This is a genomic window from Marinobacterium sedimentorum, from assembly GCF_024267675.1.
Lineage (GTDB): Bacteria > Pseudomonadota > Gammaproteobacteria > Pseudomonadales > Balneatricaceae > Marinobacterium_A > Marinobacterium_A sedimentorum.
On sequence record NZ_JALDYX010000009.1, the window covers coordinates 33,192 to 58,373 of the forward strand.

Sequence of the window (25,182 nt, forward strand, 5' to 3'; positions counted from 1 at the left end):
GGTTCTTTAGCTGTAAAAGTAGGTAGCCAGTCCGAGGAAGGCGAAGAAGCCTACAACATCGGTAATGGTGGTGAGCAGAACGCTGCCGGCCAGGGCCGGGTCTATGCCGGCGGCCTTGAGGCCGATGGGCAGCAGAGTGCCGGCAAGAGCGCCGGCAATCAGGTTGATAACGATGGCGGCGGCGATAATGCCACCGATATAGATATCCTGAAACCAGATAATGGCGACAGCGGCGACCACGGCGGCCCAGAGCAGGCCGTTGAGGGCGCCGGCGACCAGCTCGCGATTCAGCAGCCAGCCGATGTTGCTTCGCTCCACGTGGCCCAGCGCCTGGCCGCGAATCACCAGCGTCAGCGTCTGGCTGCCGGCGATACCGCCCATGGAGGCGACGATCGGCATCAGCACGGCCAGTGCAACGACTTTCTCGATGGTCGCTTCAAACACGCCGATCACGGCCGAGGCGATAAAAGCGGTGAGCAGGTTGATACCCAGCCAGATGGCGCGGTTGCGCGTCGTTCGCAGCAGCGGTGCAAAGGTGTCGGCGTCTTCCCCCAGACCCGCCATGCTCATCAGGGAGTGGTCGGCATCTTCACGGATAACGTCGACCACGTCATCGATGGTAATACGGCCGAGCAGTTTGCCGTCTTCGTCTATTACCGGCGCGGAAACCAGGTCGTGCTGCTCGAACAGCTGGGCGACTTCGCTGTCCGTCATGGTGGCTTCAATGGGCTCAATGTCGGTGCTCATGATTTCGCGCACCAGCATGTCGGGATCCGACACCAGCAGTTTGGTCAGGGGCAGGATGCCGATGTAGGCGTCTCTGCGGCTGACCACGAACAGACTGTCGGTCATGTCCGGTATTTCCTTGTGGCGGCGAATATAGCGCAGCGCCGTTTCAACCGTGATGTCCGGCCGGATCGTCACGGTGTCGGTGTTCATCAGCCCGCCGGCGGTGTCCTCGTCGTAGGACAGCACCTGCTCGACCCGGGCACGGTTTTGAATATCCATGGTCTGCAGCAGTTCGCGCATGATGCGCTCCGGCAGCTGCTGCAGCAGGTCGGCCATGTCGTCAATATCCAGGCCTTCAGTGATTTCCAGGACTTCCCGGGTTTCCATGCGGCTGAGGATTTCGGCCTGGACGTCATAGCCCAGGTGCTGCAGCACATCACCTTCCAGGTCCTTGTTGACCAGGCCCCAGAGCAGCTGGCGCTCTTTGGGCGGGGACTTGTCCAGCAGATGGGCGATCTCCACCGGGCGCATGCTGTTATTCAGCGTATAGCGCACCTGACGCAGTTCACCGCTGTCCATGGCGGCGTTCAGTCGTTCAATTGGGGAGAGAGGCTCTTTGCTGCTCATGACATCCTTGCGCTGTCCAGGGGCTGGTCGGGAAGGGAAACTCAACTGGCTTTGCCCCGGGTGCCGTGCTGGACGGCTCGGGCCTTTAGGCCGGTCCGGGGGGCACAGTATACCGGAATCAGGGGGCGGGTATCAGCGGAGGCGGGCGTCGGGCGGGGTGCAAAAACAGGTTTTTTATTCGCCTTCGCCAAAATAGTCATCGATGAGGGCGGTGACGGCATCAATGGCAGCCTGTTCGTCTTCTCCCTCGGCGCGAATCAGTAGTTCGGTGCCCTTGCTGGCGGCGAGCATCATGACGGACATGATGCTTTTTCCGTCGACTTCGCGGCCATCCTTGTTGATGCGGATCTGGCTGGAAAATTTCCCGGTGGTGCTGATGAGCTTGGCGGCAGCACGGGCATGGAGCCCGAGCTTATTTATAATTGTGACGTGCTTTTCGATCATGCCGGGGCTAGTCCTCGATCAATATATCCATTTGTCCCGCGGTTAATTCAGTTCGCGATGACGGACATGCACATTATCCACAGACCGCCGGAAATGACCAGCGAGTTGCTCTGCGATAAAGACCGAGCGGTGCTGCCCGCCGGTACAGCCGATGCCGACGGTGATATAGCTGCGGTTGTTGCTCTTGAAGCGGGGTAGCCATTTAGCGATGAAGTCGCGGATGTCGCCGGTCATTTCCGCCACTTCCGGTGCCTGTTCGAGAAAGCGGATGACGGGGTCATCAAGGCCGGTAAAGCCGCGCAGTTCCGGAATCCAGAAGGGGTTGGGCAGCACCCGCACGTCGAAGGTGAAATCGACATCCAGCGGCACGCCGTGCTTGAAGCCAAAGGATTCGAACTGAATCGAGAGCTGCTGCTCGGTGCGCTGGGACACGCGCAGCTTGATGCTGTCCCGCAGGTCATACAGCTTGAGGCGGGTGGTGTCGATGCGCAGGTCAGCCATGTTGGCAATGGGTTCGAGCAGTAACCGCTCGTTTTCAATCGCCTGCTGCAGACCGGTGTTATCGCCGGACAGTGGGTGTTTGCGCCGCGTGGCACTGTAGCGTTTGAGCAGCGTCGGGTCCGAGGCATCCAGGTAAAGGACCTCGGTATTGACCTCGCTATAGCGGGTGCGCATGTTCTTGAGCAGCTTGGGAAGCTGGCGCAGGTTGCTCAACAGGTTGCGGGCATCAATGCTGACCGCCAGTTTTTCCGGCGGCATCGGGTCCTTTAGCATCTGCTCGATCAGGCTGGGCAGCAGCAGGGCGGGAAGGTTGTCGATACAGTAGAAATCGACATCTTCCAGTGCCTGCAGCGCGGTGCTTTTGCCGGAGCCGGACAGGCCACTGATGACCACCAGCTTCATGCGGGTGCCATCCGGCGGGATACTGTGGGAAGTAATGCCTGCAAGGCCTGTGACATGGGATTTGTACTCAGTGCGATGCCAGACGCAGGGCAGTATCAAAGAGCTGCTGGTCAGAGGTGGTATCGCGAAGCGCCGTCAGTACTTCTGCGCGGCTGAAGAGTTCGGCCAGCATGGCCAGGGTTTGCAAATGCTCATCGCTGGCCTCGGAGGGCACCAGCAGTACAAAAAGCAGATCCACCGGCTGGTTGTCGATGGCGTCAAAGTCAATGGGTTCGGCGAGCTTGATCATCATGCCGCTGGCCTGGGTGGCGTTCTCAAGCCTGCAGTGCGGAATGGCGATGCCGCTGCCAATACCGGTGCTGCCAAGCCGTTCCCGGCCAATCAGGCCGCTGAAGATTTCTTCAGCGGCCAGCCCTTGTGCCTGCTCGGCGATCAGGTTACTGGCTGTTTCCAGTACACGTTTTTTGCTGCCCCCATCAAGGTTGCAGAATGTCAGGGCGGGGGTCAGCAGTTCATGCAGATACATGGGCGTATTTGTATACCGTTATTTGTGGTTTTTGATTTTTTCTTTGTGCTTGATGATTTGACGGTCAAGCTTGTCGGTCAGACCATCGATGGCGGCGTACATGTCCTGGTGTTCGTGAGTCGCAAACAACTTGCCTCCTGCAAGATGGACATCGGCTTCGGCCTGCTGGCGTAGCTTTTCTACACTCAGGGTAACCTGGACGTTGGTGATGTTATCAAAGTGCCGCTCAAGCTTGCCGAATTTACTATGTACATACTCGTGCAGTGCATCGGTGAGTTCGACGTGATGTCCTGTGATGTTGATCTGCATAGTCTTCTCCTAGTCAACAGCGGCGAAAGATCGCCTTGTTCGCATCTCAATTAAACCAGACGCTTGCGCTCATTAGAAGGTGCAATATTCATTGCTTCACGGTATTTCGCCACTGTACGCCTTGCGACCTGAAAACCCTGCTCGTCAAGCAGCTGGGCGATCTTGCTGTCGCTCAGTGGTTTGGTGGTACTTTCGGCTGCCACCAGGCGCTTTATCAGCGCCCGAATGGCGGTAGAGGAGGCGGCGCCGCCGTCGCTGGTGCCGACGTGGCTGGAGAAAAAATACTTCAGCTCGAAGATGCCCCGGGGCGTATGCATGTACTTCTGGGTTGTTACCCGGGAAATCGTGGACTCATGCATCTCGACCGCTTCGGCGATGTCGTGCAGAACCAGCGGCTGCATGGCTTCTTCGCCCTGCTCGAGAAAGCCCTCCTGGCGAGTGACGATCTCCCGTGACACCTTCAGCAGGGTTTCGTTGCGGCTTTGCAGGCTCTTGATGAACCAGCGTGCCTCCTGCAGATGGTTCTTCAGATAGGTGTTGTCGGAGCTGTTGTCGGCGCGCCGGATCAGATCCGAGTACTGGGTGTTGATGCGCAGGCGCGGCGCTGTGTCGGGGTTGAGCGCGACTGTCCAGAAGCCCTTGACCTTGGTGACCACGACATCGGGTATGACGTATTCGGCGGTACTGGCGGTGATGCTGGCGCCGGGCTGTGGATTCAGGCTCTGGATCAGCAGGATGACGTCCTGCAGCTGGTGTTCCTTCAGGCGGGTACGGCGCAGCAGCTGTTTGTAATCCCGGCTGCCGAGCAGCTGGATAAACTCGCTGACGACACGAATCGCTTCCTTGCGCCAGGGGGTCGATTCCGGCAGCTGGCGCAGCTGAATGGCCAGGCATTCGCCCAGATCCCGGCCGCCGACGCCGGCGGGGTCGAACTGCTGGATACGGTGCAGTACGGTTTCGATATCGTCGGAGTCGACGTCTTCGAAGTCTTCCGGGTTTTCCTGCTTGAAGTGTTCCAGCAGCTCATCCAGGGAAATGCGCAGATAGCCGTTGGCATCGATGCCATCGACAATGCCGGTGGCGATAAAGCGGTCCAGATCACTCATGGGGGTCAGATTAAGCTGCCACTCCAGGTGATCCTGCAGCGTTTCCTCGGCCGTATCGTTGGACTCCATGGTGCCGTCGTCATCGCGGGCAGGACCGCTGGGCTGGCTGCTCTGGAAGGTATCGTCCCAGGAACTGTCGGTGCCAAGCTCCTCGGGGATGTCGTCATTCCAGTTGTCTTCGGCCTGGGGGCTGTCGTCGCTGTCGGAGTTTTCCGCACTGGCGCGTTCGCCCTCGCTCTCGCTGGGCTTTTGTGGCGCCTCGGAGTTCTGGTGCTCGTTGTATTCGGCATCGGCTGCTTCGTCGTGATCCTCGTCGGAGGATTCGAGCATGGGATTGTTTTCGAGCGCTTCCTGAATTTCCTGCTGGAGGTCGAGTGTCGACAACTGAAGCAGGCGAATGGCCTGCTGCAATTGGGGCGTCATGGTCAGGTGCTGACCAATTTTTAGGTGGAGCCCTTGCTTCATAGAAAGACTGCGTTATCTGTGGGAGTGGGTCGAGTTGCTGTGCATTATATGCCTAACCGGGGCCGTGCGTCGTCTATCTGCCCGGCAGACTGAAGAATCACTGCCGCGGCATTCGTGTGGCGCCAAAGAAAAGATCGGTTACCCAGCCAGGCGTTAAAGTTTGAATTGTTCGCCCAGGTATGCCGCCTTGACCTGTTTGTTGGCGATGATGTCCGCCGGTGTGCCCTGGGCCAGAATGCCGCCTTCGCTGACGATATACGCATGTTCGCAGATGTCGAGGGTTTCACGCACATTGTGATCGGTGATCAGGATGCCGATGCCCTTGGCCTGCAGGTGACGGATGGTGTTCTTGATATCGTTGACCGAAATCGGATCCACCCCGGCAAAGGGCTCGTCGAGCAGAATAAAGGTCGGCTCGGTAGCCAGGCAGCGGGCGATCTCGACCCGGCGACGCTCGCCGCCGGACAGCGCCATGCCGAGGCTGTCGCGGATGTGCACAATGTGAAACTCTTCCAGCAACTGCTCAAGGCGTTTTTCGCGGCCGGCCCGATCAAGGTCGCGGCGGGTCTCGAGGATGGCCATCAGGTTGTCACGCACGCTGAGCTTGCGAAAAATGGACGCTTCCTGGGGCAGGTAGCCCAGTCCCTTGCGGGCTCGTCCGTGCATCGGCAGGGAGGTGATGTCCTGATCGTTCAGCAGGACCTGGCCCTTGTCGGCGTTGACGAGCCCGACAATCATGTAAAAGCAGGTGGTCTTGCCGGCCCCGTTGGGTCCCAGCAGTCCCGTGATCTGGCCGCTTTTCAGGCTCAGCGAAACATCCCGTACAACGGCCCGTCCCTTGTAGCTTTTGGCCAGTTGGCGGGCTTCCAGTGTGCTGGTCATTGAGCCGCCCCTTTGGGCTGGATGACCATCTGCACACGGCCCTGGCCGCCTTCGCCGCTGAAGGCGTTGACCAGCGATTTGTCGAGGTTGTAGACGATCTTCTGCCCGGTAAAGGTGTCTTTCTGCTGCACCACCCGGGCCTTGCCGGTGATGGTGATTTCCTGGCGATTGACCTGGTAGTCCATGCGTTCGCCATAGGCATTGGTCACCGGCTTGTCTTTGGCCGCCTGCTGCTCAAACTTGACATCACCGGTGGCCAGAATGCGGTTGACGCCGGATTCGCTGCGGTGCAGGTCGACATTGCGGGCGTTGATTTTCAGCGAGCCCTGAGCGATCTCGACATTGCCGCTATAGGTGGTGATACCGGTGTTGTCATCGATGGTGGCAGTGTCGGCGCTGACATGGATCGGCTGGTTGCGATCGGTCGGCAGGGCCAGGCTGGTGCCGGAAATGCTCAGGGACAGCAGGGCTGCCAGCCAGAGACGGGTATTATTTGGTTTCATAGCGTCCCTCGACATCGGACAGTAGCTCGACTTGGCGGCTATTCAGGTAAGCCTTCATGCCATTGGCCCGGGTTTCACCCCCCTGGCTGAACAGCGTGACGGCGGTGTCTGTTTCGATAAATTGCTCGGATGGCATCAGCGTCAGCGCCTCGGTTTCCAGTCGCAGCGGTGTGCTGCTGGCGCCTTTGCCACTGTTGCTCTGTACGCGCACGGCACCGTTGAGTCTGACCTGCTCGTCACTGTCCTGCATCCGGCCCTGCTGGGCGCTGATCAGCACCTCGTCCCGGGCATCGTTGCGAAACAGCACTATGTCCGGCGTCCGGGCTCGCAGTTCGCCGGGCTGCGGGTAGTGCTCGAGTTGCGGTGATCTGAGCTCCTGGTGCAGCTGCCCGCTGGTGTCGAACTGGCGAATGGTGGCATCGCGCAGATAGTAGTCCGTATCGGTGCCACCGGGCGTTAGCTCGGGCGCTGATGCCTCGGTGGGGGCGCGATCGGCCCCCCAGTACAGCAGTATCGGCGCCAGCAGGGCGGTGGCGAGGATAAGGCGCGTCCGGCTGCTCAGCATGATCTAGAGGTACTCGCTGACAAGGGACTCGAGCTGGCCGCGGGCGCTGAGTATCTGTTCGCAGAATTCGCGCCCGGCGCCGGCGCCGCCGGCCCGCTGGGTGCACCAGTGTGCATGTTCCAGCATCAGCGGATGGCCGTTGGGGACAGTGGCACCAAAGGCGACGGCGCGAATGGCGCCAAGGTCTGGCCAGTCATCGCCGATATAGGCGGTGGTGTCGCTGTCGTGCGCTGTCCGGGCCCAGATTTCCTTGAGTGCGACGAGCTTGTCTTCGCGCCCCTGCAGCAGGTGGGTAATGCCCAGCGCCTTGGCCCGCATTTCCACCTGGGGTGAGCGGCGCCCGGTAATGATGGCGGTTTCGATGCCGGCCTGCTGCAGCAGCTTGATGCCCAGGCCGTCCAGGGTATTGAAGCTTTTCACTTCGGTGCCATCGGGCAGGAAGTTAAGATGGCCATCGGTGAGGACGCCATCGACATCAAACACCGCCAGGGTAACCTTGCGCAGGCGCTCGACCAATTCGCCGGACAGGGGCGCGGATGTGCTGGAAAAACTCATCAGATGACTCCGGCTTTCAGCATGTCATGCATGTTCAGGGCGCCGACAGGGCGACGGTGCTCGTCCACGACCAGCAGGGCATTGATCTGGCGTGACTGCATCACCTGCAGCGCCTCGGCGGCCAGGATGCCGGCGGCGACAGTGGTGCAGTCCGGTGTCATGACCGCGCTGATGGGGGTGTTCTTCAAATCGATGTCGTGGTCCAGGGTACGGCGCAGGTCGCCATCGGTAAACAGGCCACAGAGGGCGCCGTTACTGTCGGTCACCGCGGTCATGCCCAGGCGCTTGCGGGTTACTTCCAGTAGCGCCTGATTAATCGAGGTATCGCTGCTGACGCAGGGGATGTCATCGCCGGTGTGCATCAGGTCGCTGACCTTGAGCAGCAGGCGGCGGCCCAGGCTGCCGCCGGGGTGGGAAAAGGCAAAGTCTTCGGCACTGAAACCGCGGGCTTCCAGCAGGGCGATGGCCAGGGCATCCCCCATCACCAGCTGGGCCGTGGTGCTGGACGTCGGCGCCAGGCCCAGCGGGCAGGCTTCGCGCTCGACGCCGATGTGCAGGCTGGCATCCGAGGCCTGGGCCATGGTGGAGTTCGGGTTGGCCGTGATGCTGATCAGGGGGGCATTCATGCGCTTGATCAGTGGCAAAATGGTCACGACTTCAGCGGTTTCGCCGGAGTTGGACAGCGCGATGACTACATCCTTGCCGGTAATCATGCCCATATCGCCGTGGCTGGCTTCACCCGGGTGTACGAAGAACGCCGGGGTGCCAGTGCTGGCGAGGGTTGCGGCTATCTTGTTGCCGATATGGCCGGACTTGCCCATGCCGGTCACGATCACGCGGCCCTCACAGGCAAGCATCAGGTCGCAGGCGCGGGTGAAGTCGCCGTTCAGGTGATTAAGCAGGTCGGATACAGCGTCACGCTCCAGCTCGATGGTGCGACGTGCGGTGCTGAGATAGTCGAAGGGTTCGCTCATCGAATTTGGCCTTGCGGGTTGTTAGATGGTCGTGGCTTTCAAAATACGCACAGTGTACAGCAGTGCCGGACAGAGCAGGGCCGGATTTTCGGCTCTGCAGGCGTGGCGGTTGCGGTTAGTATCCGCTCCCGGCAGCGGTCTGAATCTGGCTGCATACTAAGGCACAGGCCCCGTGGCAGGCTGCGCAGGGGGTCTATTAGAACAGAATGGCAAGTCGGTGCAAGCACGGAGCCGGAAATCAGGCTCTGTGGGTGCCGCAGCCTAAGGAACCTATGAACAAGTCCCAGAGACTCATTGGGACTTATTCATAGGCTCCCTAAGTAAAATTTCCGGTTTGTGCGCCGCAATGATATATTTCAGCCTTTTAATCTGCCAGGGCGAAGATCACGGCAGGCTCAAGGCTGACCTGCTGCTTCATATATGGAAAACATCGAAGATTTCACAATCAATATCAGTAACCTGAGCTTTTCCCGTGGTGAACGCAGTATCTTCCGCGATCTGAACATGCAGATCCCGCGCGGCAAGATCACTGCGATCATGGGGCCATCCGGGACGGGTAAAACCACCTTGCTGAAACTGATCGGCGGCCAGCTGCTGCCCGATGCCGGGCGCATTGAGCTTGAGGGTGACAATATCCCCACCCTGTCGCGGGCGGATTTGTTCGAGGTGCGCTCCCGCATGGGCATGCTGTTTCAGAGCGGTGCCCTGTTCACCGACATGACGGTGTTCGAGAATGTGGCCTTTCCGCTGCGGGTGCACACCGATCTGCCCCAGGACATGATCCGTGATGTGGTGCTGATGAAGCTGCAGGCCGTGGGTCTGCGCGGCGCCCAGGGCCTGATGCCCAGCGAACTGTCCGGTGGTATGGCACGGCGCGTGGCGCTGGCCCGGGCTATAGTGCTGGATCCGCATATCGTTATGTACGATGAACCCTTCACCGGGCAGGACCCCATTGCCATGGGGGTGCTGGTCAATCTGATCCGGCGCCTGAGCGAGGCGCTGGGGCATACCAGCATTATCGTTTCACACGACATTCAGGAAACCCTTGGTATAGCTGATTACATCTTTCTGGTATCGGGTGGCTCAGTGATTGCCAGCGGCACTCCGGCCGAACTGAGGGCGGATGAGTCCGAACAGGTGAAACAGTTTATGCATGGGCTGCCGGACGGTCCTGTCGCATTCCATTTTCCGGCCGGTGACTACCAGGCCGAATTGATGAAAGGGTTGTAAAGGATGCTGGATCGCCTTCAGACGCTGGGCCATATCGGACTGGAAGGGCTGTCTGCCCTGGGTCGCTCCGGGTCGTTGCTGGCGCACGCACTTATCGCGCGACCTCAGCCCATGGTGATGTTTCCGCTGTTGCTGAAACAGATCTACTTCGTGGGTGTGCTGTCGCTGGTTATCATTCTGGTGTCGGGCACCTTTATCGGCATGGTGCTCGGCTTGCAGGGGTACACCATCCTGGTCAGCTATGGCTCGGAGCAGGCCGTCGGTCAAATGGTGGCGCTGAGTCTGGTGCGTGAGCTCGGGCCCGTGGTGACAGCACTGCTGTTTGCCGGCCGTGCCGGCTCCGCGCTGACCGCTGAAATTGGCCTGATGAAGGCCACAGAGCAATTGTCCAGCATGGAAATGATCGGGGTTGACCCCTATAGGCGCATTATTGCACCGCGTTTCTGGGCCGGGTTTATCTGTCTGCCAATCCTGGCAGCCATTTTCTCAACGGTTGGTGTCTGGGGCGGAGCCCTGGTCAGCATTGACTGGCTGGGAATCTATGAGGGTTCTTTCTGGGCCAATATGCAGCACTCGGTGGACTTCTATGACGATGTCCTCAATGGCCTGATCAAGTCGGTGGTATTCGGTTTCGTGGTGACCTGGGTGGCGGTATACCAGGGCTATGACTGCGTGCCGACCTCCGAGGGGATCAGTCAGGCGACAACGCGTACCGTAGTGTATGCGTCGCTGTGGGTGCTGGGGCTCGATTTTATTCTCACTGCTTTGATGTTTGGAGATTTTTAGGATGCGTACGAGGGTGGTGGAGATCAGTGTTGGCGGTTTCATGCTGACAGGTATCCTGGCATTGATTCTGCTGGCACTGAATGTCAGCGGACTGAAAGTGTCTGATAGCGGGAGCAGCTATCGCGTGTTGGCGCGGTTCGAAAACATCGGTGGCCTGGCGCCCCGGGCCAAGGTGACGCTGTCCGGCGTCCAGATTGGCCAGGTGAGGTCAATTTCGATTGACGAGCGCCTGCTGATGGCGGTGGTTGAGCTGGATATCAATAGTTCGGTGAACTACCTGAGTCGCGACAGCTCGGCACAGATCCTGACGGCGGGCCTGCTGGGCGAGCAGTACATCGGCATTACGCCAGGTGCTGAAGATGAGATGCTCGAGGACGGCGATGTGCTGGAAAATACTCAGTCAGCACTGGTGCTGGAAAACCTGGTAAGCAAATTCCTTTTCAACAAGGTCAGTGAATGAGGTTTGTCATGAAACGATTGCTAACAAGCGTTGCGTTGATGTTGTCATTGCTGCTGCCGACGCTGCCGGCTCAGGCCAGCTGGGAAGCCGCCAGCGGTGTGGTTGAAAAAGTGACCCAGGACATGGTGACGTTGCTGGAAGAGGGCGTCGATATCAATGACGATGCCTCTCTCAATGACGCTATGGCACGGGTCGAGCAGCGCCTGGACGGTGTGATCGATTTTGGTTATATAGCGCAGCGCGTGATGGGCAAGTTCTACCGTCGTGCCAATGATGCCGAGCGTGCTCACTTTGCCGTCGTGTTCAAGCACACCATGGTGAAAACCTACACCAAGGCGCTGGCCGGGTTTGAAATCACCCGCGTGGAAGTGGCCGCCCAGGGGCCTGAAAGCCCTGAGCCCGACAAGCAGGTCGTGACCCTGGACGTCTTCTCCGGCGCTGGTACCAAGTACAGCCTGGTGAACTACATGCTGGAGCGCGACGGCCAGTGGCAGCTGGTAAACGTCATCCTGGATGGCATCAACCTGCGACTGACGTTCACCAATCAGTTTGCCGATCTGGCTGAACGCAACAATGGCAATATCCAGCAGGTTATCAACAGCTGGGAAAACCAGGTTGACAGCCAGGTGACCAAAACCGAGGGCAGCTGATGATGCAGGCTTCTGTCGAAGTACGCGCCGCCGACGAGGTGGCGCTGAGCGGTGACCTGCGTTTTGCAACCGTATCCGGAGTACGTGAGCGCCTCGAGCGGCTGATCGCCACCGGCGAGTCGCACTGTGTGGTGGATTTTTCCGCCGTCACCAGTGTCGACAGCGCTGCACTGTCGCTCTGGCTGTGCTGTCAGCGCGAAGCACTGGAGCGCAATATCGATCTGCAGGCCCACCATGTGCCGGAAGATTTGCTGTCTATTGCCGGCCTGGTCGGTCTTGAGCACCTGTTCCGTTCGGCGACCAGTGATCAGTGAGCGGTGCTCAGGCCCAAGGGCTGTCCCTGCAAGGCGTCGCGTTTTGGCCGTCATTCGGCTATGATTCGGCGCCTGTTTTGATTTGAAGAATGAGTGTTGGAGAGCGGTATGCAAGCGCAAGAAGTAAAGCAGATTATTGAATCTCAGCTTGATGGCTGCAGTGTTTACCCCGCTGGTGAAGGCTGTGATTTTCAGGTGACCGTAGTCGGTGACCTCTTTGCCGGTCTGACGCCGGTGAAAAAGCAGCAGCTCGTGTACCAGTGCCTGCAGCAGCATATCGCCAGCGGCGCCATTCATGCGCTGACCATCAAGACCTACACCCCGGAACAGTGGCAAGCGCTGCAATCCTAAGCCGTTTTTAACGACAGGACCCCTGATGGAAAAGTTCAAGATTGAAGGCGGCGTCATCCTTAACGGTGAAGTCCGCATTTCGGGTGCAAAAAATGCCGCGTTACCCATTCTGGCCTCGGCGCTGCTGGCCGACGGGCCTGTGCATATCAGCAACCTGCCGCATCTGAACGATGTAACTACCATGCTCGAGCTGCTGCGGCGCATGGGTGTGGAGGTGGTCGCTGACGAAAACCTGAATGTACAAATTGATGCCCGCACCATTCGTGAGTATCACGCGCCCTATGACCTGGTGAAAACCATGCGCGCCTCTATCCTCGTGCTGGGACCTATGCTGGCGCACTTTGGCGAGGCTCAGGTGTCCCTGCCGGGCGGTTGTGCCATTGGCAGCCGGCCAGTCGATCAGCATATTCGCGGTCTGCAGGCCATGGGTGCCGAAGTGCTGGTGGAAGAAGGTTATATTCATGCGCGCAGCAACGGCCGCCTGAAGGGTGCCCGGGTGTTTTTCGACATGGTTACCGTGACCGGCACCGAGAATATTCTGATGGCGGCGACCCTGGCTGAAGGCGAAACCATTCTTGAAAACGCCGCCCGTGAACCCGAAGTAGTGGATCTGGCCAACTGCCTGATCGCCATGGGTGCGAAGATCACAGGCCAGGGCACCGATACCATTCGGGTACAGGGCGTTGAATCCCTGGCCGGCGGCAGTTATTCGGTATTGCCCGATCGCATCGAAACCGGCACTTTCCTGGTGGCGGCGGCAGCGACCGGTGGCCGCGTGCGCTGCACTGACACCCGTCCGGATACGCTGGATGCCGTGCTGCAAAAGCTGACCGAGGCCGGTGCTGAAATCACCAGTGGCGACGACTGGATTGAACTCGACATGAAGGGGCGCAGGCCCAGGGCTGTGAGCATTACCACAGCGCCTTACCCGGCTTTTCCCACCGACATGCAGGCGCAGTTTGCGGCCATGAACGTGGTGGCTCAGGGTGTCAGTCAGATTCGCGAAACGGTGTTTGAAAACCGTTTCATGCACATGCAGGAAATGATCCGCATGGGCGCAAAGATTACCATTGATGGTCACAATGCGATGATCGAAGGTGTGGAAAAGCTGCAGGGCGCACCGGTTATGGCAACTGACCTGCGGGCTTCGGCCAGCCTGGTGATTGCCGCACTGACGGCGCGCGGTGACACCCTGATCGATCGTATTTACCATATTGACCGCGGTTACGAACATATCGAAGAAAAGATGCGCCAGCTGGGTGCGCACATCGTTCGGATTCCGGGTTGACAGGGACACACTAGACTTATGACTCAACCGTTGACCATTGCCCTCTCCAAGGGGCGCATTCTAAAGGAAACACTGCCGCTGCTTGAGGCGGCGGGCATAGTGCCGGCTGAGGATATTTTCAGCAGCCGAAAGCTGATTTTCGATACCAATCAGGATCACGTGAAGCTGGTGGTCATTCGTGCCACCGATGTGCCGACCTACGTGGAATATGGCGGTGCGGACATGGGAATCTCCGGCAAGGATGTGCTGCTGGAGCATGGCGGCGAAGGCCTCTATGAGCCGCTGGACCTGGAGATCGCCTGCTGCAAGCTGATGACGGCGGGTCTGGTCAAGGCTGCACCGGTCAAGGGGCGTCTGCGCATCGCCACCAAGTTCGTCAACCTGACCCGCGAATACTTTGCGCGCCAGGGGCTGCAGGTGGATATCATCAAGCTCTATGGCGCCATGGAGCTGGCCCCCATCATGGGGCTGGCCGATCAGATCGTTGATATCGTTGATACCGGCAATACGCTGCGGGCCAACGGCCTTGAGCCGCTGGAACTGATTGCACCGATCAGCTCCCGGCTGGTGGTGGGCCAGGCGTCGATGAAAATGAAATATGACCTGATACAGCCGATCGTCGACAGCATGGCACAGGCTGTTGTGGCGCGGCGTGGAGCCTGATCTATGTCAGAACTAAACATTCAGCGCCTGGATGCAGGCGCGGCGGATTTTGAAGCCTCGCTGCAGAAACTGCTGGCCTGGGAAGCGGTGTCCGATAGCGGTGTTAACGCCACTGTGGATGAGATCCTCGGGCGGGTGCGCACGGAGGGCGATGCGGCTGTGGTGGAATACAGCAACCGCTTCGATCGCGTGGGTGTTTCTTCCATGGCCGAGCTGGAGCTCAGCCGTGAGCGCCTGGAGCAGGCGCTGGAGCAGTTGCCCCAGGCACAGCGCAGTGCGCTGGAAGAGGCGGCTGTCCGTGTGCGCGACTACCACGAGCGGCAGAAAAGCGATTCATGGAGCTACACCGAGGCCGACGGCACCATGCTGGGTCAGAAGGTCACGCCCATGGATCGGGTGGGTATCTATGTGCCCGGCGGCAAGGCGTCCTATCCGTCATCGGTGCTGATGAATGCGCTGCCGGCCAAGGTCGCCGGTGTGGGCGAAATCATCATGGTCGTGCCCACCCCCGGTGGCGAACTGAACGAACTGGTACTGGCGGCCGCGGCTCTGGCCGGGGTTGACCGGGTCTTCTGTATCGGTGGTGCCCAGGCCGTTGCGGCCCTGGCCTATGGTACTGAAACCGTGCCGCGGGTCGACAAGATCGTGGGCCCTGGCAATATATTTGTCGCCACGGCCAAGCGCGCGGTCTTCGGTGTTGTCGGTATCGACATGATTGCCGGCCCGTCCGAAATTCTGGTGCTCTGCGATGGCAGTACCGATCCCGACTGGATCGCCATGGATCTGTTCTCCCAGGCCGAGCACGATGAAGATGCCCAGTCGATTCTGGTGAGCCCGGATGCCGACTACCTGGATCGGGTCGAGCAGAGCATACTGCGCCTGCTGCCCACCATGGAGCGGCGCGAGATTATTGAGGTTTCGCTGCGTAACCGCGCGGCCCTGGTTCATGTAAAGGATATGGCTCAGGCCGTCGATGTGGCCAACCGCATTGCACCGGAACACCTTGAGCTGGCGGTGGAAAACCCGGAAGCGCTGGTGCCCGATATTCGCCATGCAGGTGCTATTTTCATGGGGCACTACACGGCGGAAGCCCTGGGTGATTACTGCGCGGGACCGAACCACGTGCTGCCAACCTCCGGCACGGCACGTTTTTCGTCGCCTCTGGGTGTGTATGACTTTCAGAAACGCTCGTCGCTGATTCAGTTTTCGGCCGCTGGCGCCTCAAAACTGGGGTCAGTGGCATCCATCCTGGCGCGCGGAGAAGGCCTGACGGCCCACGCCCGTTCAGCCGAGTACCGTATCAAGCAAGAGTGATATAGCTGCAGCTGCAGTGCCCCAGGCGCTGCAGCTGTGCCTTTCTCCTGGTCTCTCCAGTGCTTTTCCTGGCCCAGCAGCCTGTCGGACTTGGCATGTCGTGGCGAGGGAAAGTCCGTTTTGTTCAGCACATCCATGTGCTTCACCCCTTCGGGGTTTGCACGCTCAATCGCTCCCGACGATTGAATGAGGTAGTTTTTGGGCTCTTTTGAGGCGAATAGTGGTTCTATTCAACGAGGAAGAGTGCAAGAAATGACCAAAATCGCCTTTTCCGCACGACTGCATGGATGCAGGAGGTAGGGCGAAGCAGGATGCCCGAGCCGAGTAGATCAGAGTTAAGTCCGACAGGCTGCTAGCGTTCGCTTTCCTGCGGGCGTTCTCCAATCTGAACCTCGAGCTGCATCGCAACCCCGTTGCGCAATAGGTCTATGCTGGCCGACTGGCCAGGCTTGAAGGTTGCGATACGGCTCATTGAGGCGCGGCTGTTGCTGATGGGATCACCGTTGATGGCGGTCATGATATCCCCCGGCTGCAGGCCCGCGAGGTGAGCGGGGCCATTGCGAAAGATACCCGCGATGATCAGTCCCTGGGCGTTTTCAAGGCCGAAGCTTTCGGCCAGACGCGGCGTGAGTTCCTGTACTTCCACGCCTATCCAGCCGCGAATAACCCGCTTGTGTTCGATCAGATCCTGCATGACCTGGCGTGCCAGATTGGAGGGAATGGCAAAGCCAATGCCCTGAGACCCGCCGGACTTCGAAAAGATTGCCGAGTTGATGCCAATCAGATTGCCGTAGGCGTCTATCAAGGCACCGCCGGAGTTGCCGGGGTTGATGGCGGCATCGGTCTGAATAAAGTCTTCATAGGTGTTGAGTCCCAGGCTGTTGCGCCCGGTTGCACTGATAATGCCCATGGTCACGGTCTGTCCGACACCAAAGGGATTGCCGATGGCGAGCACCACATCACCGACACGCAGGGCTTCGGATGAGGTGAGGGGGATGCTCGGCAGGTCCGGCAGCTGGATCTTGAGAATCGCCAGGTCGGTTTCTGGGTCTGTACCTATGACCTGGGCCTGGGTTTCGCGGCCATCACGCAGGGCGACCAGCACGCTGTCGGCATTGGCAATAACATGGTTGTTGGTGACGATATAGCCCTGGGCGCTGAGGATAACACCGGAGCCCAGGCTCGACTCGATACGCTCGCGCTGCGGACGGCTGCCCGAACCAAAAAAATTACGAAACAAAGGATCGTCACGCAGCGCATTTTCCTGCGGCTTGACCAGGGTGCGGGTGTAAATATTGACGACAGCCGGCGCTGCAGTTTCCACCGCGCTGGCATAGGACACAGGGCCGCTGTCGGATCCCGGGGACGCTGTCGTGCGGGGCAGGGCTTCACGGATTTCGACGGTCGTAACCTTGGGGTTCAGCAAATCGGGAAAGAGCTGCAGTATTACCAGCGCCGCCAGCACGCCGGTAATGATCGGCCAAATCAGATAGGAAGACTTTCGCATGGGCAGCTCGGATGATTGTGCTATGAAATCATGCAATTATACGGCTAGGAGGCCGTCCGACAACACTCAACCTACAGCGAACCACCTGAGGTCGACTGTTTTTTGTGCTGTTTTGCGTTAAATAGAACCACTATTCCCCTTAAAACACCGCAAAAACCCGCTCAAATCAGCCGGCTCTCGCTACGGCCAGCATTCTCGGGCAGCCTCCTGAGAGCCTTGCTGTTGTGAAATACGGAATCATAAGTCTATGTCTATCGAACTGAATGAACTGGTGCGTTACTGCGATACGTTGCTGCAAAGCAGCACTATTTCCGATTACTGCCCCAATGGGCTCCAGGTCGAGGGGCGTGGCCGGGTACAGCGGATTTTGTGTGGCGTTACGGCCAGTCAGGCGCTGCTGGATGAAGCCGTTGCCTGGCAGGCTGATCTTGTTCTGGTGCACCACGGCTATTTCTGGAAAGGGGAGGACAGCCGTATTCGCGGGATCAAGAAGCGCCGCCTTGCGACCCTGCTGCAGCATGATATCAGCCTGCTGGCCTATCATTTGCCGCTGGATGTGCATCCGGTGTACGGCAACAACGTGCAGCTGGCGGCACGCCTGGGGCTGGAAATCGAAGGTTCGCTGGAACCGGGTAACCCCCGCTCGGTGGGCCTGGCCGGGCGCCTGAAAACCCCAATGTCGCTGGCGGATTTTGCCGCCACTGTCGCCAGGGTGCTGGGTCGTGAGCCTTTGTGCATAGGGGGCGAACAGCAGCAGATTGAGCGCATTGGCTGGTGCACGGGTGCGGCCCAGGGCTATATCGAGCAGGCGGCGGAGCTGGGGCTGGATGCCTATCTGTCGGGGGAGATTTCAGAGCCTACGGTACACAGCGCCCGGGAATATGGTGTGCATTACATCGCCGCCGGCCATCACGCCACCGAACGTTACGGCGTGCAGTCGCTGGGGGAACATCTGGCGCAGCACTTCGGGCTGGAGTGGCGCTTTGCTGATATCGACAATCCGGTTTGACGGGTGTCTTTAGCATGCCTGGGGGCTGATTTAAAACTACCTGCTGCGCGGCATGGCGCCGCGCAGTCCGGTGCCAAATTCAGTCGTTGGCGTCTGCGGTTTTGGCTTTGGGGTTGTCCTGGGTTTTCTCGCCTTTGCTTGCCGGTTCTTTGCCTTTTTCCTTTTCCTTGGCTTTTAGCGCAGCAAGGTGGGCGGGGTCGGTGAGCCGTTCGTCCTCGTCGCCTTCGCTTTCAAGACCGTAGGCCTCGGACAGGGTGCCTTTTTCGTTGCTCGACTTGGCGGCGTAATCCCGCGGAGGCTCGGGCACCTTTTCGGCTTCTACGTTGGGCACAACATCTGTGACGACCGGAATGGGCGCTTCCGGTGCGGCCGTCAGTTTGGCCTGCATGCTTTCATTCAGTGCCAGGCTGGCGGCGTCGTCGTCGCAGAGTGTCTGGGCGCCGCTGGCCAGATGCTGGTGCACATCCTTGTAAGTGTTGGTGAGCTGGTTCACCAGTGTGGCGGTTTTCTCGAAGTGGTCGGTTACTTCCTGCTTGTAGGTCGCAAGTTCCGCCTTGGCCTCATCGAGCTGATTGTTCAGTGTCTGGCGCTGTCCTGCATCAGAACCCGAGCGCCCCAGCAGGTAACCGATCAGGCCGCCTACCGCCAGCGCCACTGCGCCAATGATCCATATGCTGTTCTGTTCCACAGTCAATCCTCACCTGGATGTCATACCGGTATTAAAGAATAAAACAATCGTTGGCCAAAGCCTACCGGCAGCGAGGCGTCGGATGCAAGGCTTCAGTCGCGCTCGGAGCGCACAGTTCAGCAATCGGCGCCAAGGTGCTGGCGCAGGTCCCTGATCTGTTCGGTGACGATGGCGCAGGCGCCGTCGGCATCCTGCTGTTCGAGCGCCTCGATCAGCCGCTGGTGCTGTGTGCTGACCAGGGCCCGATCGCGAAAGCGGTGCGCCACCATGTTGGTCACCGGCTGCAGCGCCTCGATGACGGAGAACATGACAAATCCCAGCAGTCGGTTGCCGCTGGCATCGGCCAGGGTGCGGTGCAGGGCGACATCGGAGGCGCAAAAATCTTCGGCGCTGAGGCTGCTGTCACGCTGGATGGCCAGTTGCTGGCGCATGCGCTCGAGGTGCGCTTCGGTTCTGTTGGGGGCCGCCAGCCGGCAGCATTGCAGCTCCAGCAGTTCGCGGGCCTGTAAAATCTCGTCCATATTGAAGGCGTCCATGCCGACCAGCAGGGTAGTGGCGCAGGTGAGGGACTCGCTCAGGTCGTTGACACTCGGGCAGTTGATAAAGGTGCCGCCGGTCGGGCCGCGTTTTGACCGGATCAGATTCTGGGCGGCAAGAATCTTCAGGGCTTCACGAATGGTCGGACGCGAAACGCTAAAACGCAGTGCCAGCTCGTCTTCGGTGGGCAGGCGGTCATCGGCGCGCAGCTCGCCGTCGACAATGGCACGGCGCAGCTGATCGGCGATCTGGCGCGAAAGGTTGTCCCGTTTTATCGGCTCGAAGGCTGAAGTTGTCATCTGTGCTCCCGGTTGTGGCGCTAGTATTTCACAGAATCGGCTATATGTTAATTTGCTTTACAAATAGTCGAATTACTCTTAATGTTAATTTGTCTTACAAATTAAAAACAGATAATTGGAGGCGACATGTTTAGAGCTCTGGTACTGGATCAGCAAGACGGCAAGACACAGGCTCAGGTAAAGACACTGCAGGAATCACAGCTTCCCCCGGGGGAGGTGCTGGTGGCGGTGGACTATTCGTCGCTTAACTTCAAGGACGGTCTGGCGGTTACCGGAACCGGCAAGATTGTCAGCCAGTTTCCCATGGTGCCGGGCATCGATCTCGCCGGTCGGGTGCTGGAATCGTCGGACGCAACCTTTGCGCCCGGCGATGAAGTGGTACTGACGGGCTGGGGTGTGGGAGAACGCTACTGGGGCGGCATGGCCGAGAAAGCCCGGCTGAAAGCCGAGTGGCTGGTGCCCATGCCCCAGGACATGGATGCCCGTACGGCGATGATGATTGGTACCGCAGGTCTAACCGCCATGCTCTGCGTCATGGCGCTGGAAGAAGGCGGTCTGACGCCTGCGGCCGGGCCCGTACTGGTGACCGGTGCTGCTGGTGGTGTGGGCAGCGTGGCGGTGGCGATTCTGGCCGGGCTCGGCTATGAGGTTCATGCCGTTACGGGGCGCCCGGAAACAGAAGCCTATCTCAAGGAGCTGGGGGCTCATGCGCTGGTGAGTCGTGAAAGCATGGCGTCCAAGCCGCGAGCGCTGGAAGGACAGCGCTGGGCCGGCGCCATTGATACCGTGGGCGATACCATTCTGGCGCGGGTGCTGGCGGAAACCTGTTATGGCGGCACAGTGGCGGCCTGCGGTCTGGCCGCGGGCATTAATCTGCCAACGACGGTGATGCCGTTTATTCTGCGCAATGTGCGTCTGCAGGGCGTGGATTCGGTCATGTGTCCGCTGTCACGACGCCAGCAGGCATGGCAGCGCCTGGCACGGGAGCTGCCTGTCACGGCCTTGGGTGAAATCGGTCACAGCATTGGGCTGGGAGAGGTGCCCGAGTACGCCCGGCGTATCCTGGACGGGCAGGTGCGCGGCCGCGTCATCGTTGATATGTCGCGCTGAATGCCTTAGCCGTAAAGCCCGTCAATCCGGGGCCGGATCAGGATGCGGCTGTAGTGCAGCACAAACAGCAGCCAGGCCAGTATCCAGAGGCCTCCGGCAACGTAAATGGCCACTGTATAGGGCAGGGGCGTCAGCGGTAACAATACCCGGGCCAGCCCGGCCAGCAGCATCAGGATGAAGGCCAGTCTGACAGAGGGCACAGTCTCCAGCGGGCGCCCGGTATGCCCCAGGGATACCCGGGCCATCATGCCCAGGGTCAGGCTGCCGATGGCACCGGCGGCAAAGGCGTGCAGCGCCAGGGACGGCGCCAGCCAGCCCAGCGCTGCCAGACACTGCAGGGCAAACCCAAAGGTTATGAACAGATAACCCAGATGCAAAATCCACAGCAGCGGTACCCTCAGAATGCGCGGGCTGAACCAGCCACCCTGGCGTACCAGATGAAGTCCGACGCTCAGTGCAGTAACGGGCAGGGCAATGCGATCCCATTGCAGTGTCCAGCTGAGCGCCCACAGCAGTGCCAGGGGTATGGTCAGGCGTTCGAGCCAGGGCCAGCGCCTGGCCGTGAATGCACCAAGACCGCGTTCGGTAAAGAACGGGATCACCCGTCCGCCCATCAGCAGCATCATCACCACCACCAGGAAGAGTGCGCCGTGCAGGCCATCAAGGGCTGTTGACCGGGTCAGTCCCAGCAGCTGCAGATGTACCAGCAGATTGGCGAGCATAAAGCCACCGAGCAGTACCAAAAAGCCGAGGTTGCGATAATTGCGTGCCCGTATCAGGGGCCAGGCCAGCGCCATGCCCAGCAGGGGTATAAAGAGCAGGTCGATGGCCGCAACCGCGACGCCGGGTATCGGCAACAGGGGCGCGATACGCCCGGCCAGCCAGACCAGAGTCAGCGCTGCCAGCCAGAAGCCGTGCAGGGTTTGTATGGACGTCCAGTTACGCACGGCTGTGAGCAGAAAGCCGGCAATGACCGCGATTGAAAAGCCAAACAGCATCTCATGACCGTGCCAGATCAGGCCTGTGTCATAGTAGGTCGTGGGGCTGGGGGCAGCATAGATGAACAGCCAGTATCCGATCAGCAACATGCCGGCGAGACCTGCCGCCAGGAAAAACGGCCGGAAGGCAAGATTGAACAGCGAAAACCCGGTTGGAACGAGCCTTTCCTGCAGCGGTATCATGTCCACCCCCTGGTGGTGACGTTATACTGGTCGCTTTGCGATTCCGATATATTATGTACAAAAAATACATTTTATTACAGCTGTTCTGTCTGGTGCTGGCAATGCCCGCCTGGGCATCGGTGACAGTGACCGACAATGCCGGTCGCAGCCTGATTCTGGAAGCGCCTGCGCGGCGCATTCTTGCCCTGGCGCCCCATATCACTGAAAACCTTTTCAGCATCGGTGCAGGTAGTCGCATCGTTGGCGCCGTGGCGTATAGCGATTATCCACTAGAGGCGCAGGCAATCCCCCGCGTGGGGAGCTATGGCCAGCTGAATCTGGAGCAGGTGCTGGCGTTGCAGCCGGATCTGGTCATTGCCTGGCCAGGCGGAAACCCGCCGGCACAGTTGGAGCGTCTGCGCCAGTTTGGCATTCCCATTTTTGAATCGGACCCGCACAGCTTTGCCGCCATCGCCGGCAATCTGCGCCTCTACGGCGAGCTGACGGGGCTGCAGACCCAGGCTGATACCGCAGCCGCTGAGCTGGAGTCGAGAGTGGAGCAGTTGCGCCTGAAACATCGGAATGCAGCGCCGGTACGGGTGTTTTATCAACTCTGGCATGACCCCCTGATGACGGTGAACCGCAGCCTGCTGGTGGATCAGATGTTGCGCCTGTGCGGTGGTGAAAACCCTTTCGCGGATCGGCCTGAGGCCGTGCCTCAGCTTGGTGTCGAATCGGTACTGGCGGTACGCCCCGAAGTCATACTGACCACCACCGAGGAAGCTCCGCACGACTGGATCGAACGCTGGCAGCGCTGGCCCGCATTGCCGGCGGTGCAGTACAAGCTGTTCTATCAGCTCAATGCCGACTGGATGCACCGTGCCACGCTGCGGGCGCTGTCTGGCGCCGAGCAGCTGTGTCTTCATCTGGACGACGCCCGGCACAAGCTTGGACGCGACGGGCGGTATTAACCGATAACGGAGAAATGCGTGAAACAACTGATACTTGGCGGTGCCCGTTCCGGCAAGAGCCGACTGGCGGAACAGCGCGCCCTGGCTACTGGCCTGCCGGTGGCGCTGGTGGTCACCATGGTACCGGGTGATGATGCGGAGCTTGCCGAGCGCATTCGCCGCCATCAGGCGGATCGCCCCGCCGACTGGCGCCTGGTGGAAGCGCCCACAGCACTCGCCGTTGCGCTCGAACCGCTGCTGCAAGCGGGCTATTGCGTGCTGGTGGACTGCCTGACGCTGTGGCTGACTAACTTGTTGCTGCTGGAGTGCGATACACGTTTGCAGGCCGAACTGGATGCGCTGGATGCGCTCTTGGCGCGCACTGATGGAAACCTGATTATGGTGAGCAATGAAGTAGGTCTGGGCATTGTGCCCATGGGGGCACTTAGCCGGCGCTTTCAGGATCAGGCCGGCTGGTTGCACCAGCGTACGGCGGCTGTCTGTGATCGCGTGACCCTGAGCGTGGCCGGGTTGCCGCTGGAGGTAAAGTAATGCCCTTTTCCCTGACCGCCAACTGGCTCGATGAGCCCATGCAGCACCCCAATAGTGACGCAGAGGACCGGGCCAGAGCGCATCAGCTGCAGCTGACCAAGCCCGCCGGGGCTCTGGGCGAACTTGAGCGGCTGGCGATTCACCTTGCCAGCTTGCAGGGGCGCATTTATCCCCGTGTCGATGCCTGCCATATCAGTTTGTTTGCCGCAGATCATGGTATCGCCGCTGCCGGCGTTTCGGCTTACCCCCAGGCGGTCACGGCACAGATGGTGGCCAACTTTGCCGCAGGTGGCGCAGCTGTTTCGGTATTGGCGAGACTTGCAGGTGCCCGTTTCGATGTGGTGAATCTGGGAACGCTGCAACGCCCTGAACCCGACCCCAGGGTGCTGGATCGCTGGCTGGGGCCGGGCACGGCGGATTTCACCCGGCAGGCCGCGATGACGGTCCCGCAGCGCGATGCTGCGTTGCTGGCCGGCGCCGAGCGTGTGGCCGAGGCTCAGAAGGCCGGTTGCGAGCTCTTTGTCGCCGGCGAGATGGGCATTGGCAATACCAGTGCTGCGACGGCGCTCGGAGCCGTGCTGCTTGAACTGGACCCAGAGCAGCTGGTGGGCCCCGGTACCGGTGTCGGGGCGGCGGTGCTGGCCCGCAAGGTGGCGCTGATTCGCCAGGGGCTTAGTCTGCATACCCGCGATAACCCCGCCGTGCTTGAGTTGCTGCGCCGGCTCGGTGGCTTCGAGATAGCCGCCATGGTGGGGGCCTATCTGCACGCCGGCCAGCGCGCGGTACCGGTGCTGGTGGATGGCTTTATCAGTACCCTGGCGGCACTGGTGGCGGTGCGTCTGGCGCCGGGGCTGGCGTCCTGGCTGATCTATGGCCACTGCTCGGCGGAACCCGGCCACCGGCTGCTGCTCGAAGCGCTGCATGCGAAGCCGCTGCTGACGCTGGATATGCGTCTGGGGGAAGGCAGTGGAGCAGCGCTGGCGCTGCAGATCGTACGCAGTGCCTGTGAGTTGCATGGCGGCATGGCGACCTTCGCCCAGGCCGGCGTGGCGGGCCCGGGGGCGTGACCATACTGACGCTGGATCTGCTGCGCCACGGTGATGCAGAAGCTGCAGGCTGCTACCGCGGTCGTACCGATGTACCCTTGACACCGCTGGGCTGGCAGCAGATGCAGGCCTACGCCACCCGGAACCCGGGCTGGCAGTGCATTTGGCATTCGCCCCTGCAGCGCTGCGCCGGGCCGGCCTTGCGCATCGCACAGACGCTGCAGCTGCAGTGCCAGGCAGATGATCGCCTGCGGGAGCTGGATTTCGGCGACTGGGATGGCCGGCCCTACGAGGAGGTCTGGCAACAGGAGCAGACGGCGGTGATGGCTTTCTGGCAGGATCCGGATGCCAGCCCGCCACCCGGTGGTGAAACCCTGGGGGCATTTTGTGCACGCTTACAGGCGCTTGAAAATCAATTGCTGACGCATCCCGGGCTGGCGCAGGACCCTGTGCATCTTTTGCTGCTGACGCACGGCGGCGTCATTCGGGGGCTGCTGGGCCGGCACCTTGGCCTGGCTGTCAGCAAGTGGTCGCAATTACGCATCGATACCGGCTCCCTGAGCCGATTGAAAATCGGTTATGATCGACAGCACCGCTGGTGCGAGCTGTCATTCATGAATTGGCAGCCCGGCCTTGAGAGCTTGGGTTGAATCGGTGGAACATTAAGGTCAAGGGAAGGA

At 60.0% G+C, this 25,182-nt stretch carries 30 protein-coding genes; 15 read left to right on the forward strand and 15 right to left on the reverse strand.

Annotated elements, in window-relative coordinates; genetic code table 11:
* Positions 1 to 6 precede the first annotated feature (6 nt).
* The 11 genes from mgtE to MRS74_RS10060 all read right to left on the reverse strand — a co-directional run bounded on the left by mgtE (position 7) and on the right by MRS74_RS10060 (position 8,588).
* Entirely contained in the window at positions 7 to 1,356 is a 1,350-nt protein-coding gene (gene mgtE, locus MRS74_RS10010; protein ID WP_254580145.1) for a magnesium transporter, read from the reverse strand.
* Between the two features lie 174 nt (positions 1,357 to 1,530).
* Entirely contained in the window at positions 1,531 to 1,800 is a 270-nt protein-coding gene (locus tag MRS74_RS10015; RefSeq protein WP_067379345.1) for an HPr family phosphocarrier protein, read from the reverse strand.
* A 42-nt stretch (positions 1,801 to 1,842) separates the two neighbouring features.
* Positions 1,843 to 2,703, reverse strand: a complete 861-nt coding sequence (gene rapZ, locus MRS74_RS10020; RefSeq protein ID WP_254580146.1) for an RNase adapter RapZ — start codon at positions 2,701 to 2,703, stop codon at positions 1,843 to 1,845.
* Between the two features lie 67 nt (positions 2,704 to 2,770).
* Entirely contained in the window at positions 2,771 to 3,229 is a 459-nt protein-coding gene (gene ptsN, locus MRS74_RS10025; RefSeq protein WP_067379348.1) for a PTS IIA-like nitrogen regulatory protein PtsN, read from the reverse strand.
* Positions 3,230 to 3,247: 18 nt separating this feature from the next.
* Positions 3,248 to 3,538 carry a ribosome hibernation promoting factor gene (gene hpf / locus MRS74_RS10030; RefSeq protein WP_254580147.1) on the reverse strand — a complete coding sequence of 97 codons (291 nt, stop codon included), beginning with the start codon at positions 3,536 to 3,538 and terminating at the stop codon, positions 3,248 to 3,250.
* 50 nt (positions 3,539 to 3,588) lie between these two features.
* The gene (locus MRS74_RS10035; RefSeq protein ID WP_254580148.1) at positions 3,589 to 5,109 is read right to left on the reverse strand and encodes an RNA polymerase factor sigma-54; all 1,521 of its coding nucleotides are present in this window, start codon (positions 5,107 to 5,109) and stop codon (positions 3,589 to 3,591) included.
* A 153-nt stretch (positions 5,110 to 5,262) separates the two neighbouring features.
* On the reverse strand, positions 5,263 to 5,991 hold the full coding sequence (lptB, locus tag MRS74_RS10040) for an LPS export ABC transporter ATP-binding protein (protein WP_254580149.1): 729 nt from the start codon (positions 5,989 to 5,991) through the stop codon (positions 5,263 to 5,265).
* Entirely contained in the window at positions 5,988 to 6,494 is a 507-nt protein-coding gene (gene lptA / locus MRS74_RS10045) for a lipopolysaccharide transport periplasmic protein LptA (RefSeq protein WP_254580150.1), read from the reverse strand. Before lptA ends, lptB begins: the two co-directional genes overlap by 4 nt.
* Positions 6,481 to 7,059, reverse strand: a complete 579-nt coding sequence (gene lptC / locus MRS74_RS10050; protein WP_254580151.1) for an LPS export ABC transporter periplasmic protein LptC — start codon at positions 7,057 to 7,059, stop codon at positions 6,481 to 6,483. The genes lptA and lptC overlap by 14 nt, the downstream gene beginning before the upstream one ends.
* Before the next feature lie 3 nt (positions 7,060 to 7,062).
* Positions 7,063 to 7,614 (reverse strand): KdsC family phosphatase, encoded by a 552-nt coding sequence (locus MRS74_RS10055; RefSeq protein ID WP_254580152.1) that lies wholly within the window; start codon positions 7,612 to 7,614, stop codon positions 7,063 to 7,065.
* Positions 7,614 to 8,588 carry a KpsF/GutQ family sugar-phosphate isomerase gene (locus MRS74_RS10060; protein ID WP_254580153.1) on the reverse strand — a complete coding sequence of 325 codons (975 nt, stop codon included), beginning with the start codon at positions 8,586 to 8,588 and terminating at the stop codon, positions 7,614 to 7,616. The genes MRS74_RS10055 and MRS74_RS10060 overlap by 1 nt, the downstream gene beginning before the upstream one ends.
* 420 nt (positions 8,589 to 9,008) lie before the next feature.
* Between MRS74_RS10060 and MRS74_RS10065 the strand changes: the two genes are divergently transcribed.
* The 9 genes from MRS74_RS10065 to hisD all read left to right on the forward strand — a co-directional run bounded on the left by MRS74_RS10065 (position 9,009) and on the right by hisD (position 15,644).
* The gene (locus MRS74_RS10065; protein ID WP_254580154.1) at positions 9,009 to 9,818 is read left to right on the forward strand and encodes an ATP-binding cassette domain-containing protein; all 810 of its coding nucleotides are present in this window, start codon (positions 9,009 to 9,011) and stop codon (positions 9,816 to 9,818) included.
* 3 nt (positions 9,819 to 9,821) lie between these two features.
* Complete coding sequence (gene mlaE, locus MRS74_RS10070; protein ID WP_254580155.1) at positions 9,822 to 10,604, forward strand: lipid asymmetry maintenance ABC transporter permease subunit MlaE; 783 nt, start codon at positions 9,822 to 9,824, stop codon at positions 10,602 to 10,604.
* 1 nt (position 10,605) lies between these two features.
* Entirely contained in the window at positions 10,606 to 11,064 is a 459-nt protein-coding gene (mlaD, locus tag MRS74_RS10075; protein WP_254580156.1) for an outer membrane lipid asymmetry maintenance protein MlaD, read from the forward strand.
* Positions 11,065 to 11,072: 8 nt separating this feature from the next.
* Positions 11,073 to 11,714, forward strand: a complete 642-nt coding sequence (locus MRS74_RS10080; RefSeq protein WP_254580157.1) for an MlaC/ttg2D family ABC transporter substrate-binding protein — start codon at positions 11,073 to 11,075, stop codon at positions 11,712 to 11,714.
* Positions 11,714 to 12,028 carry an STAS domain-containing protein gene (locus MRS74_RS10085; RefSeq protein WP_254580158.1) on the forward strand — a complete coding sequence of 105 codons (315 nt, stop codon included), beginning with the start codon at positions 11,714 to 11,716 and terminating at the stop codon, positions 12,026 to 12,028. Before MRS74_RS10080 ends, MRS74_RS10085 begins: the two co-directional genes overlap by 1 nt.
* 108 nt (positions 12,029 to 12,136) lie before the next feature.
* Positions 12,137 to 12,379: a BolA family protein gene (locus tag MRS74_RS10090; RefSeq protein WP_254580159.1), complete on the forward strand. Its 243-nt coding sequence runs from the start codon at positions 12,137 to 12,139 to the stop codon at positions 12,377 to 12,379.
* A gap of 25 nt (positions 12,380 to 12,404) precedes the next feature.
* The gene (murA, locus tag MRS74_RS10095) at positions 12,405 to 13,667 is read left to right on the forward strand and encodes a UDP-N-acetylglucosamine 1-carboxyvinyltransferase (RefSeq protein ID WP_254580160.1); all 1,263 of its coding nucleotides are present in this window, start codon (positions 12,405 to 12,407) and stop codon (positions 13,665 to 13,667) included.
* Between the two features lie 18 nt (positions 13,668 to 13,685).
* Entirely contained in the window at positions 13,686 to 14,330 is a 645-nt protein-coding gene (gene hisG, locus MRS74_RS10100; protein ID WP_067298643.1) for an ATP phosphoribosyltransferase, read from the forward strand.
* Between the two features lie 3 nt (positions 14,331 to 14,333).
* A complete protein-coding gene (hisD, locus tag MRS74_RS10105) occupies positions 14,334 to 15,644 on the forward strand; it encodes a histidinol dehydrogenase (RefSeq protein ID WP_254580161.1) in 1,311 nt (436 codons plus the stop codon).
* A gap of 352 nt (positions 15,645 to 15,996) precedes the next feature.
* Here the strand turns inward: hisD and MRS74_RS10110 are convergent, their stop codons facing one another.
* Positions 15,997 to 17,151 carry a Do family serine endopeptidase gene (locus MRS74_RS10110; protein ID WP_254580162.1) on the reverse strand — a complete coding sequence of 385 codons (1,155 nt, stop codon included), beginning with the start codon at positions 17,149 to 17,151 and terminating at the stop codon, positions 15,997 to 15,999.
* 247 nt (positions 17,152 to 17,398) lie between these two features.
* Between MRS74_RS10110 and MRS74_RS10115 the strand changes: the two genes are divergently transcribed.
* The gene (locus tag MRS74_RS10115; RefSeq protein WP_254580163.1) at positions 17,399 to 18,160 is read left to right on the forward strand and encodes a Nif3-like dinuclear metal center hexameric protein; all 762 of its coding nucleotides are present in this window, start codon (positions 17,399 to 17,401) and stop codon (positions 18,158 to 18,160) included.
* A 79-nt stretch (positions 18,161 to 18,239) separates the two neighbouring features.
* Here the strand turns inward: MRS74_RS10115 and MRS74_RS10120 are convergent, their stop codons facing one another.
* Complete coding sequence (locus MRS74_RS10120) at positions 18,240 to 18,848, reverse strand: Z-ring associated ZapG family protein (RefSeq protein ID WP_254580164.1); 609 nt, start codon at positions 18,846 to 18,848, stop codon at positions 18,240 to 18,242.
* A 116-nt stretch (positions 18,849 to 18,964) separates the two neighbouring features.
* Positions 18,965 to 19,684, reverse strand: a complete 720-nt coding sequence (locus MRS74_RS10125) for a FadR/GntR family transcriptional regulator (protein ID WP_254580165.1) — start codon at positions 19,682 to 19,684, stop codon at positions 18,965 to 18,967.
* A gap of 126 nt (positions 19,685 to 19,810) precedes the next feature.
* Between MRS74_RS10125 and acuI the strand changes: the two genes are divergently transcribed.
* A complete protein-coding gene (acuI, locus tag MRS74_RS10130; protein ID WP_254580166.1) occupies positions 19,811 to 20,794 on the forward strand; it encodes an acrylyl-CoA reductase (NADPH) in 984 nt (327 codons plus the stop codon).
* A gap of 5 nt (positions 20,795 to 20,799) precedes the next feature.
* Here the strand turns inward: acuI and MRS74_RS10135 are convergent, their stop codons facing one another.
* Positions 20,800 to 21,975, reverse strand: coding sequence for an NnrS family protein (locus MRS74_RS10135; protein WP_254580167.1), 1,176 nt, complete (start codon positions 21,973 to 21,975; stop codon positions 20,800 to 20,802).
* 53 nt (positions 21,976 to 22,028) lie between these two features.
* Here MRS74_RS10135 and MRS74_RS10140 point away from each other — a divergent pair, with 53 nt between their 5' ends.
* Genes MRS74_RS10140 through MRS74_RS10155 form a run of 4 tightly spaced genes read left to right on the forward strand, consistent with a single transcriptional unit; the run spans position 22,029 to position 25,152 of the window.
* Positions 22,029 to 22,925, forward strand: coding sequence for a cobalamin-binding protein (locus MRS74_RS10140; RefSeq protein WP_254580168.1), 897 nt, complete (start codon positions 22,029 to 22,031; stop codon positions 22,923 to 22,925).
* A gap of 18 nt (positions 22,926 to 22,943) precedes the next feature.
* Positions 22,944 to 23,456, forward strand: a complete 513-nt coding sequence (gene cobU / locus MRS74_RS10145) for a bifunctional adenosylcobinamide kinase/adenosylcobinamide-phosphate guanylyltransferase (RefSeq protein WP_254580169.1) — start codon at positions 22,944 to 22,946, stop codon at positions 23,454 to 23,456.
* The gene (cobT, locus tag MRS74_RS10150; RefSeq protein WP_254580170.1) at positions 23,456 to 24,523 is read left to right on the forward strand and encodes a nicotinate-nucleotide--dimethylbenzimidazole phosphoribosyltransferase; all 1,068 of its coding nucleotides are present in this window, start codon (positions 23,456 to 23,458) and stop codon (positions 24,521 to 24,523) included. Before cobU ends, cobT begins: the two co-directional genes overlap by 1 nt.
* Positions 24,520 to 25,152: a histidine phosphatase family protein gene (locus MRS74_RS10155; protein ID WP_254580171.1), complete on the forward strand. Its 633-nt coding sequence runs from the start codon at positions 24,520 to 24,522 to the stop codon at positions 25,150 to 25,152. Before cobT ends, MRS74_RS10155 begins: the two co-directional genes overlap by 4 nt.
* Positions 25,153 to 25,182: the final 30 nt, after the last annotated feature.

What these genes read in the sequence shown, in the direction of transcription:
- mgtE (WP_254580145.1), bottom strand. Translation starts at nt 1,356, where the DNA reads ATGAGCAGCAAAGAGCCTCTCTCCCCAATTGAACGACTGAACGCCGCC.
- MRS74_RS10015 (WP_067379345.1), bottom strand. Translation starts at nt 1,800, where the DNA reads ATGATCGAAAAGCACGTCACAATTATAAATAAGCTCGGGCTCCATGCC.
- rapZ (WP_254580146.1), bottom strand. Translation starts at nt 2,703, where the DNA reads ATGAAGCTGGTGGTCATCAGTGGCCTGTCCGGCTCCGGCAAAAGCACC.
- ptsN (WP_067379348.1), bottom strand. Translation starts at nt 3,229, where the DNA reads ATGTATCTGCATGAACTGCTGACCCCCGCCCTGACATTCTGCAACCTT.
- hpf (WP_254580147.1), bottom strand. Translation starts at nt 3,538, where the DNA reads ATGCAGATCAACATCACAGGACATCACGTCGAACTCACCGATGCACTG.
- MRS74_RS10035 (WP_254580148.1), bottom strand. Translation starts at nt 5,109, where the DNA reads ATGAAGCAAGGGCTCCACCTAAAAATTGGTCAGCACCTGACCATGACG.
- lptB (WP_254580149.1), bottom strand. Translation starts at nt 5,991, where the DNA reads ATGACCAGCACACTGGAAGCCCGCCAACTGGCCAAAAGCTACAAGGGA.
- lptA (WP_254580150.1), bottom strand. Translation starts at nt 6,494, where the DNA reads ATGAAACCAAATAATACCCGTCTCTGGCTGGCAGCCCTGCTGTCCCTG.
- lptC (WP_254580151.1), bottom strand. Translation starts at nt 7,059, where the DNA reads ATGCTGAGCAGCCGGACGCGCCTTATCCTCGCCACCGCCCTGCTGGCG.
- MRS74_RS10055 (WP_254580152.1), bottom strand. Translation starts at nt 7,614, where the DNA reads ATGAGTTTTTCCAGCACATCCGCGCCCCTGTCCGGCGAATTGGTCGAG.
- MRS74_RS10060 (WP_254580153.1), bottom strand. Translation starts at nt 8,588, where the DNA reads ATGAGCGAACCCTTCGACTATCTCAGCACCGCACGTCGCACCATCGAG.
- MRS74_RS10065 (WP_254580154.1), top strand. Translation starts at nt 9,009, where the DNA reads ATGGAAAACATCGAAGATTTCACAATCAATATCAGTAACCTGAGCTTT.
- mlaE (WP_254580155.1), top strand. Translation starts at nt 9,822, where the DNA reads ATGCTGGATCGCCTTCAGACGCTGGGCCATATCGGACTGGAAGGGCTG.
- mlaD (WP_254580156.1), top strand. Translation starts at nt 10,606, where the DNA reads ATGCGTACGAGGGTGGTGGAGATCAGTGTTGGCGGTTTCATGCTGACA.
- MRS74_RS10080 (WP_254580157.1), top strand. Translation starts at nt 11,073, where the DNA reads ATGAAACGATTGCTAACAAGCGTTGCGTTGATGTTGTCATTGCTGCTG.
- MRS74_RS10085 (WP_254580158.1), top strand. Translation starts at nt 11,714, where the DNA reads ATGATGCAGGCTTCTGTCGAAGTACGCGCCGCCGACGAGGTGGCGCTG.
- MRS74_RS10090 (WP_254580159.1), top strand. Translation starts at nt 12,137, where the DNA reads ATGCAAGCGCAAGAAGTAAAGCAGATTATTGAATCTCAGCTTGATGGC.
- murA (WP_254580160.1), top strand. Translation starts at nt 12,405, where the DNA reads ATGGAAAAGTTCAAGATTGAAGGCGGCGTCATCCTTAACGGTGAAGTC.
- hisG (WP_067298643.1), top strand. Translation starts at nt 13,686, where the DNA reads ATGACTCAACCGTTGACCATTGCCCTCTCCAAGGGGCGCATTCTAAAG.
- hisD (WP_254580161.1), top strand. Translation starts at nt 14,334, where the DNA reads ATGTCAGAACTAAACATTCAGCGCCTGGATGCAGGCGCGGCGGATTTT.
- MRS74_RS10110 (WP_254580162.1), bottom strand. Translation starts at nt 17,151, where the DNA reads ATGCGAAAGTCTTCCTATCTGATTTGGCCGATCATTACCGGCGTGCTG.
- MRS74_RS10115 (WP_254580163.1), top strand. Translation starts at nt 17,399, where the DNA reads ATGTCTATCGAACTGAATGAACTGGTGCGTTACTGCGATACGTTGCTG.
- MRS74_RS10125 (WP_254580165.1), bottom strand. Translation starts at nt 19,684, where the DNA reads ATGACAACTTCAGCCTTCGAGCCGATAAAACGGGACAACCTTTCGCGC.
- acuI (WP_254580166.1), top strand. Translation starts at nt 19,811, where the DNA reads ATGTTTAGAGCTCTGGTACTGGATCAGCAAGACGGCAAGACACAGGCT.
- MRS74_RS10135 (WP_254580167.1), bottom strand. Translation starts at nt 21,975, where the DNA reads ATGATACCGCTGCAGGAAAGGCTCGTTCCAACCGGGTTTTCGCTGTTC.
- MRS74_RS10140 (WP_254580168.1), top strand. Translation starts at nt 22,029, where the DNA reads ATGTACAAAAAATACATTTTATTACAGCTGTTCTGTCTGGTGCTGGCA.
- cobT (WP_254580170.1), top strand. Translation starts at nt 23,456, where the DNA reads ATGCCCTTTTCCCTGACCGCCAACTGGCTCGATGAGCCCATGCAGCAC.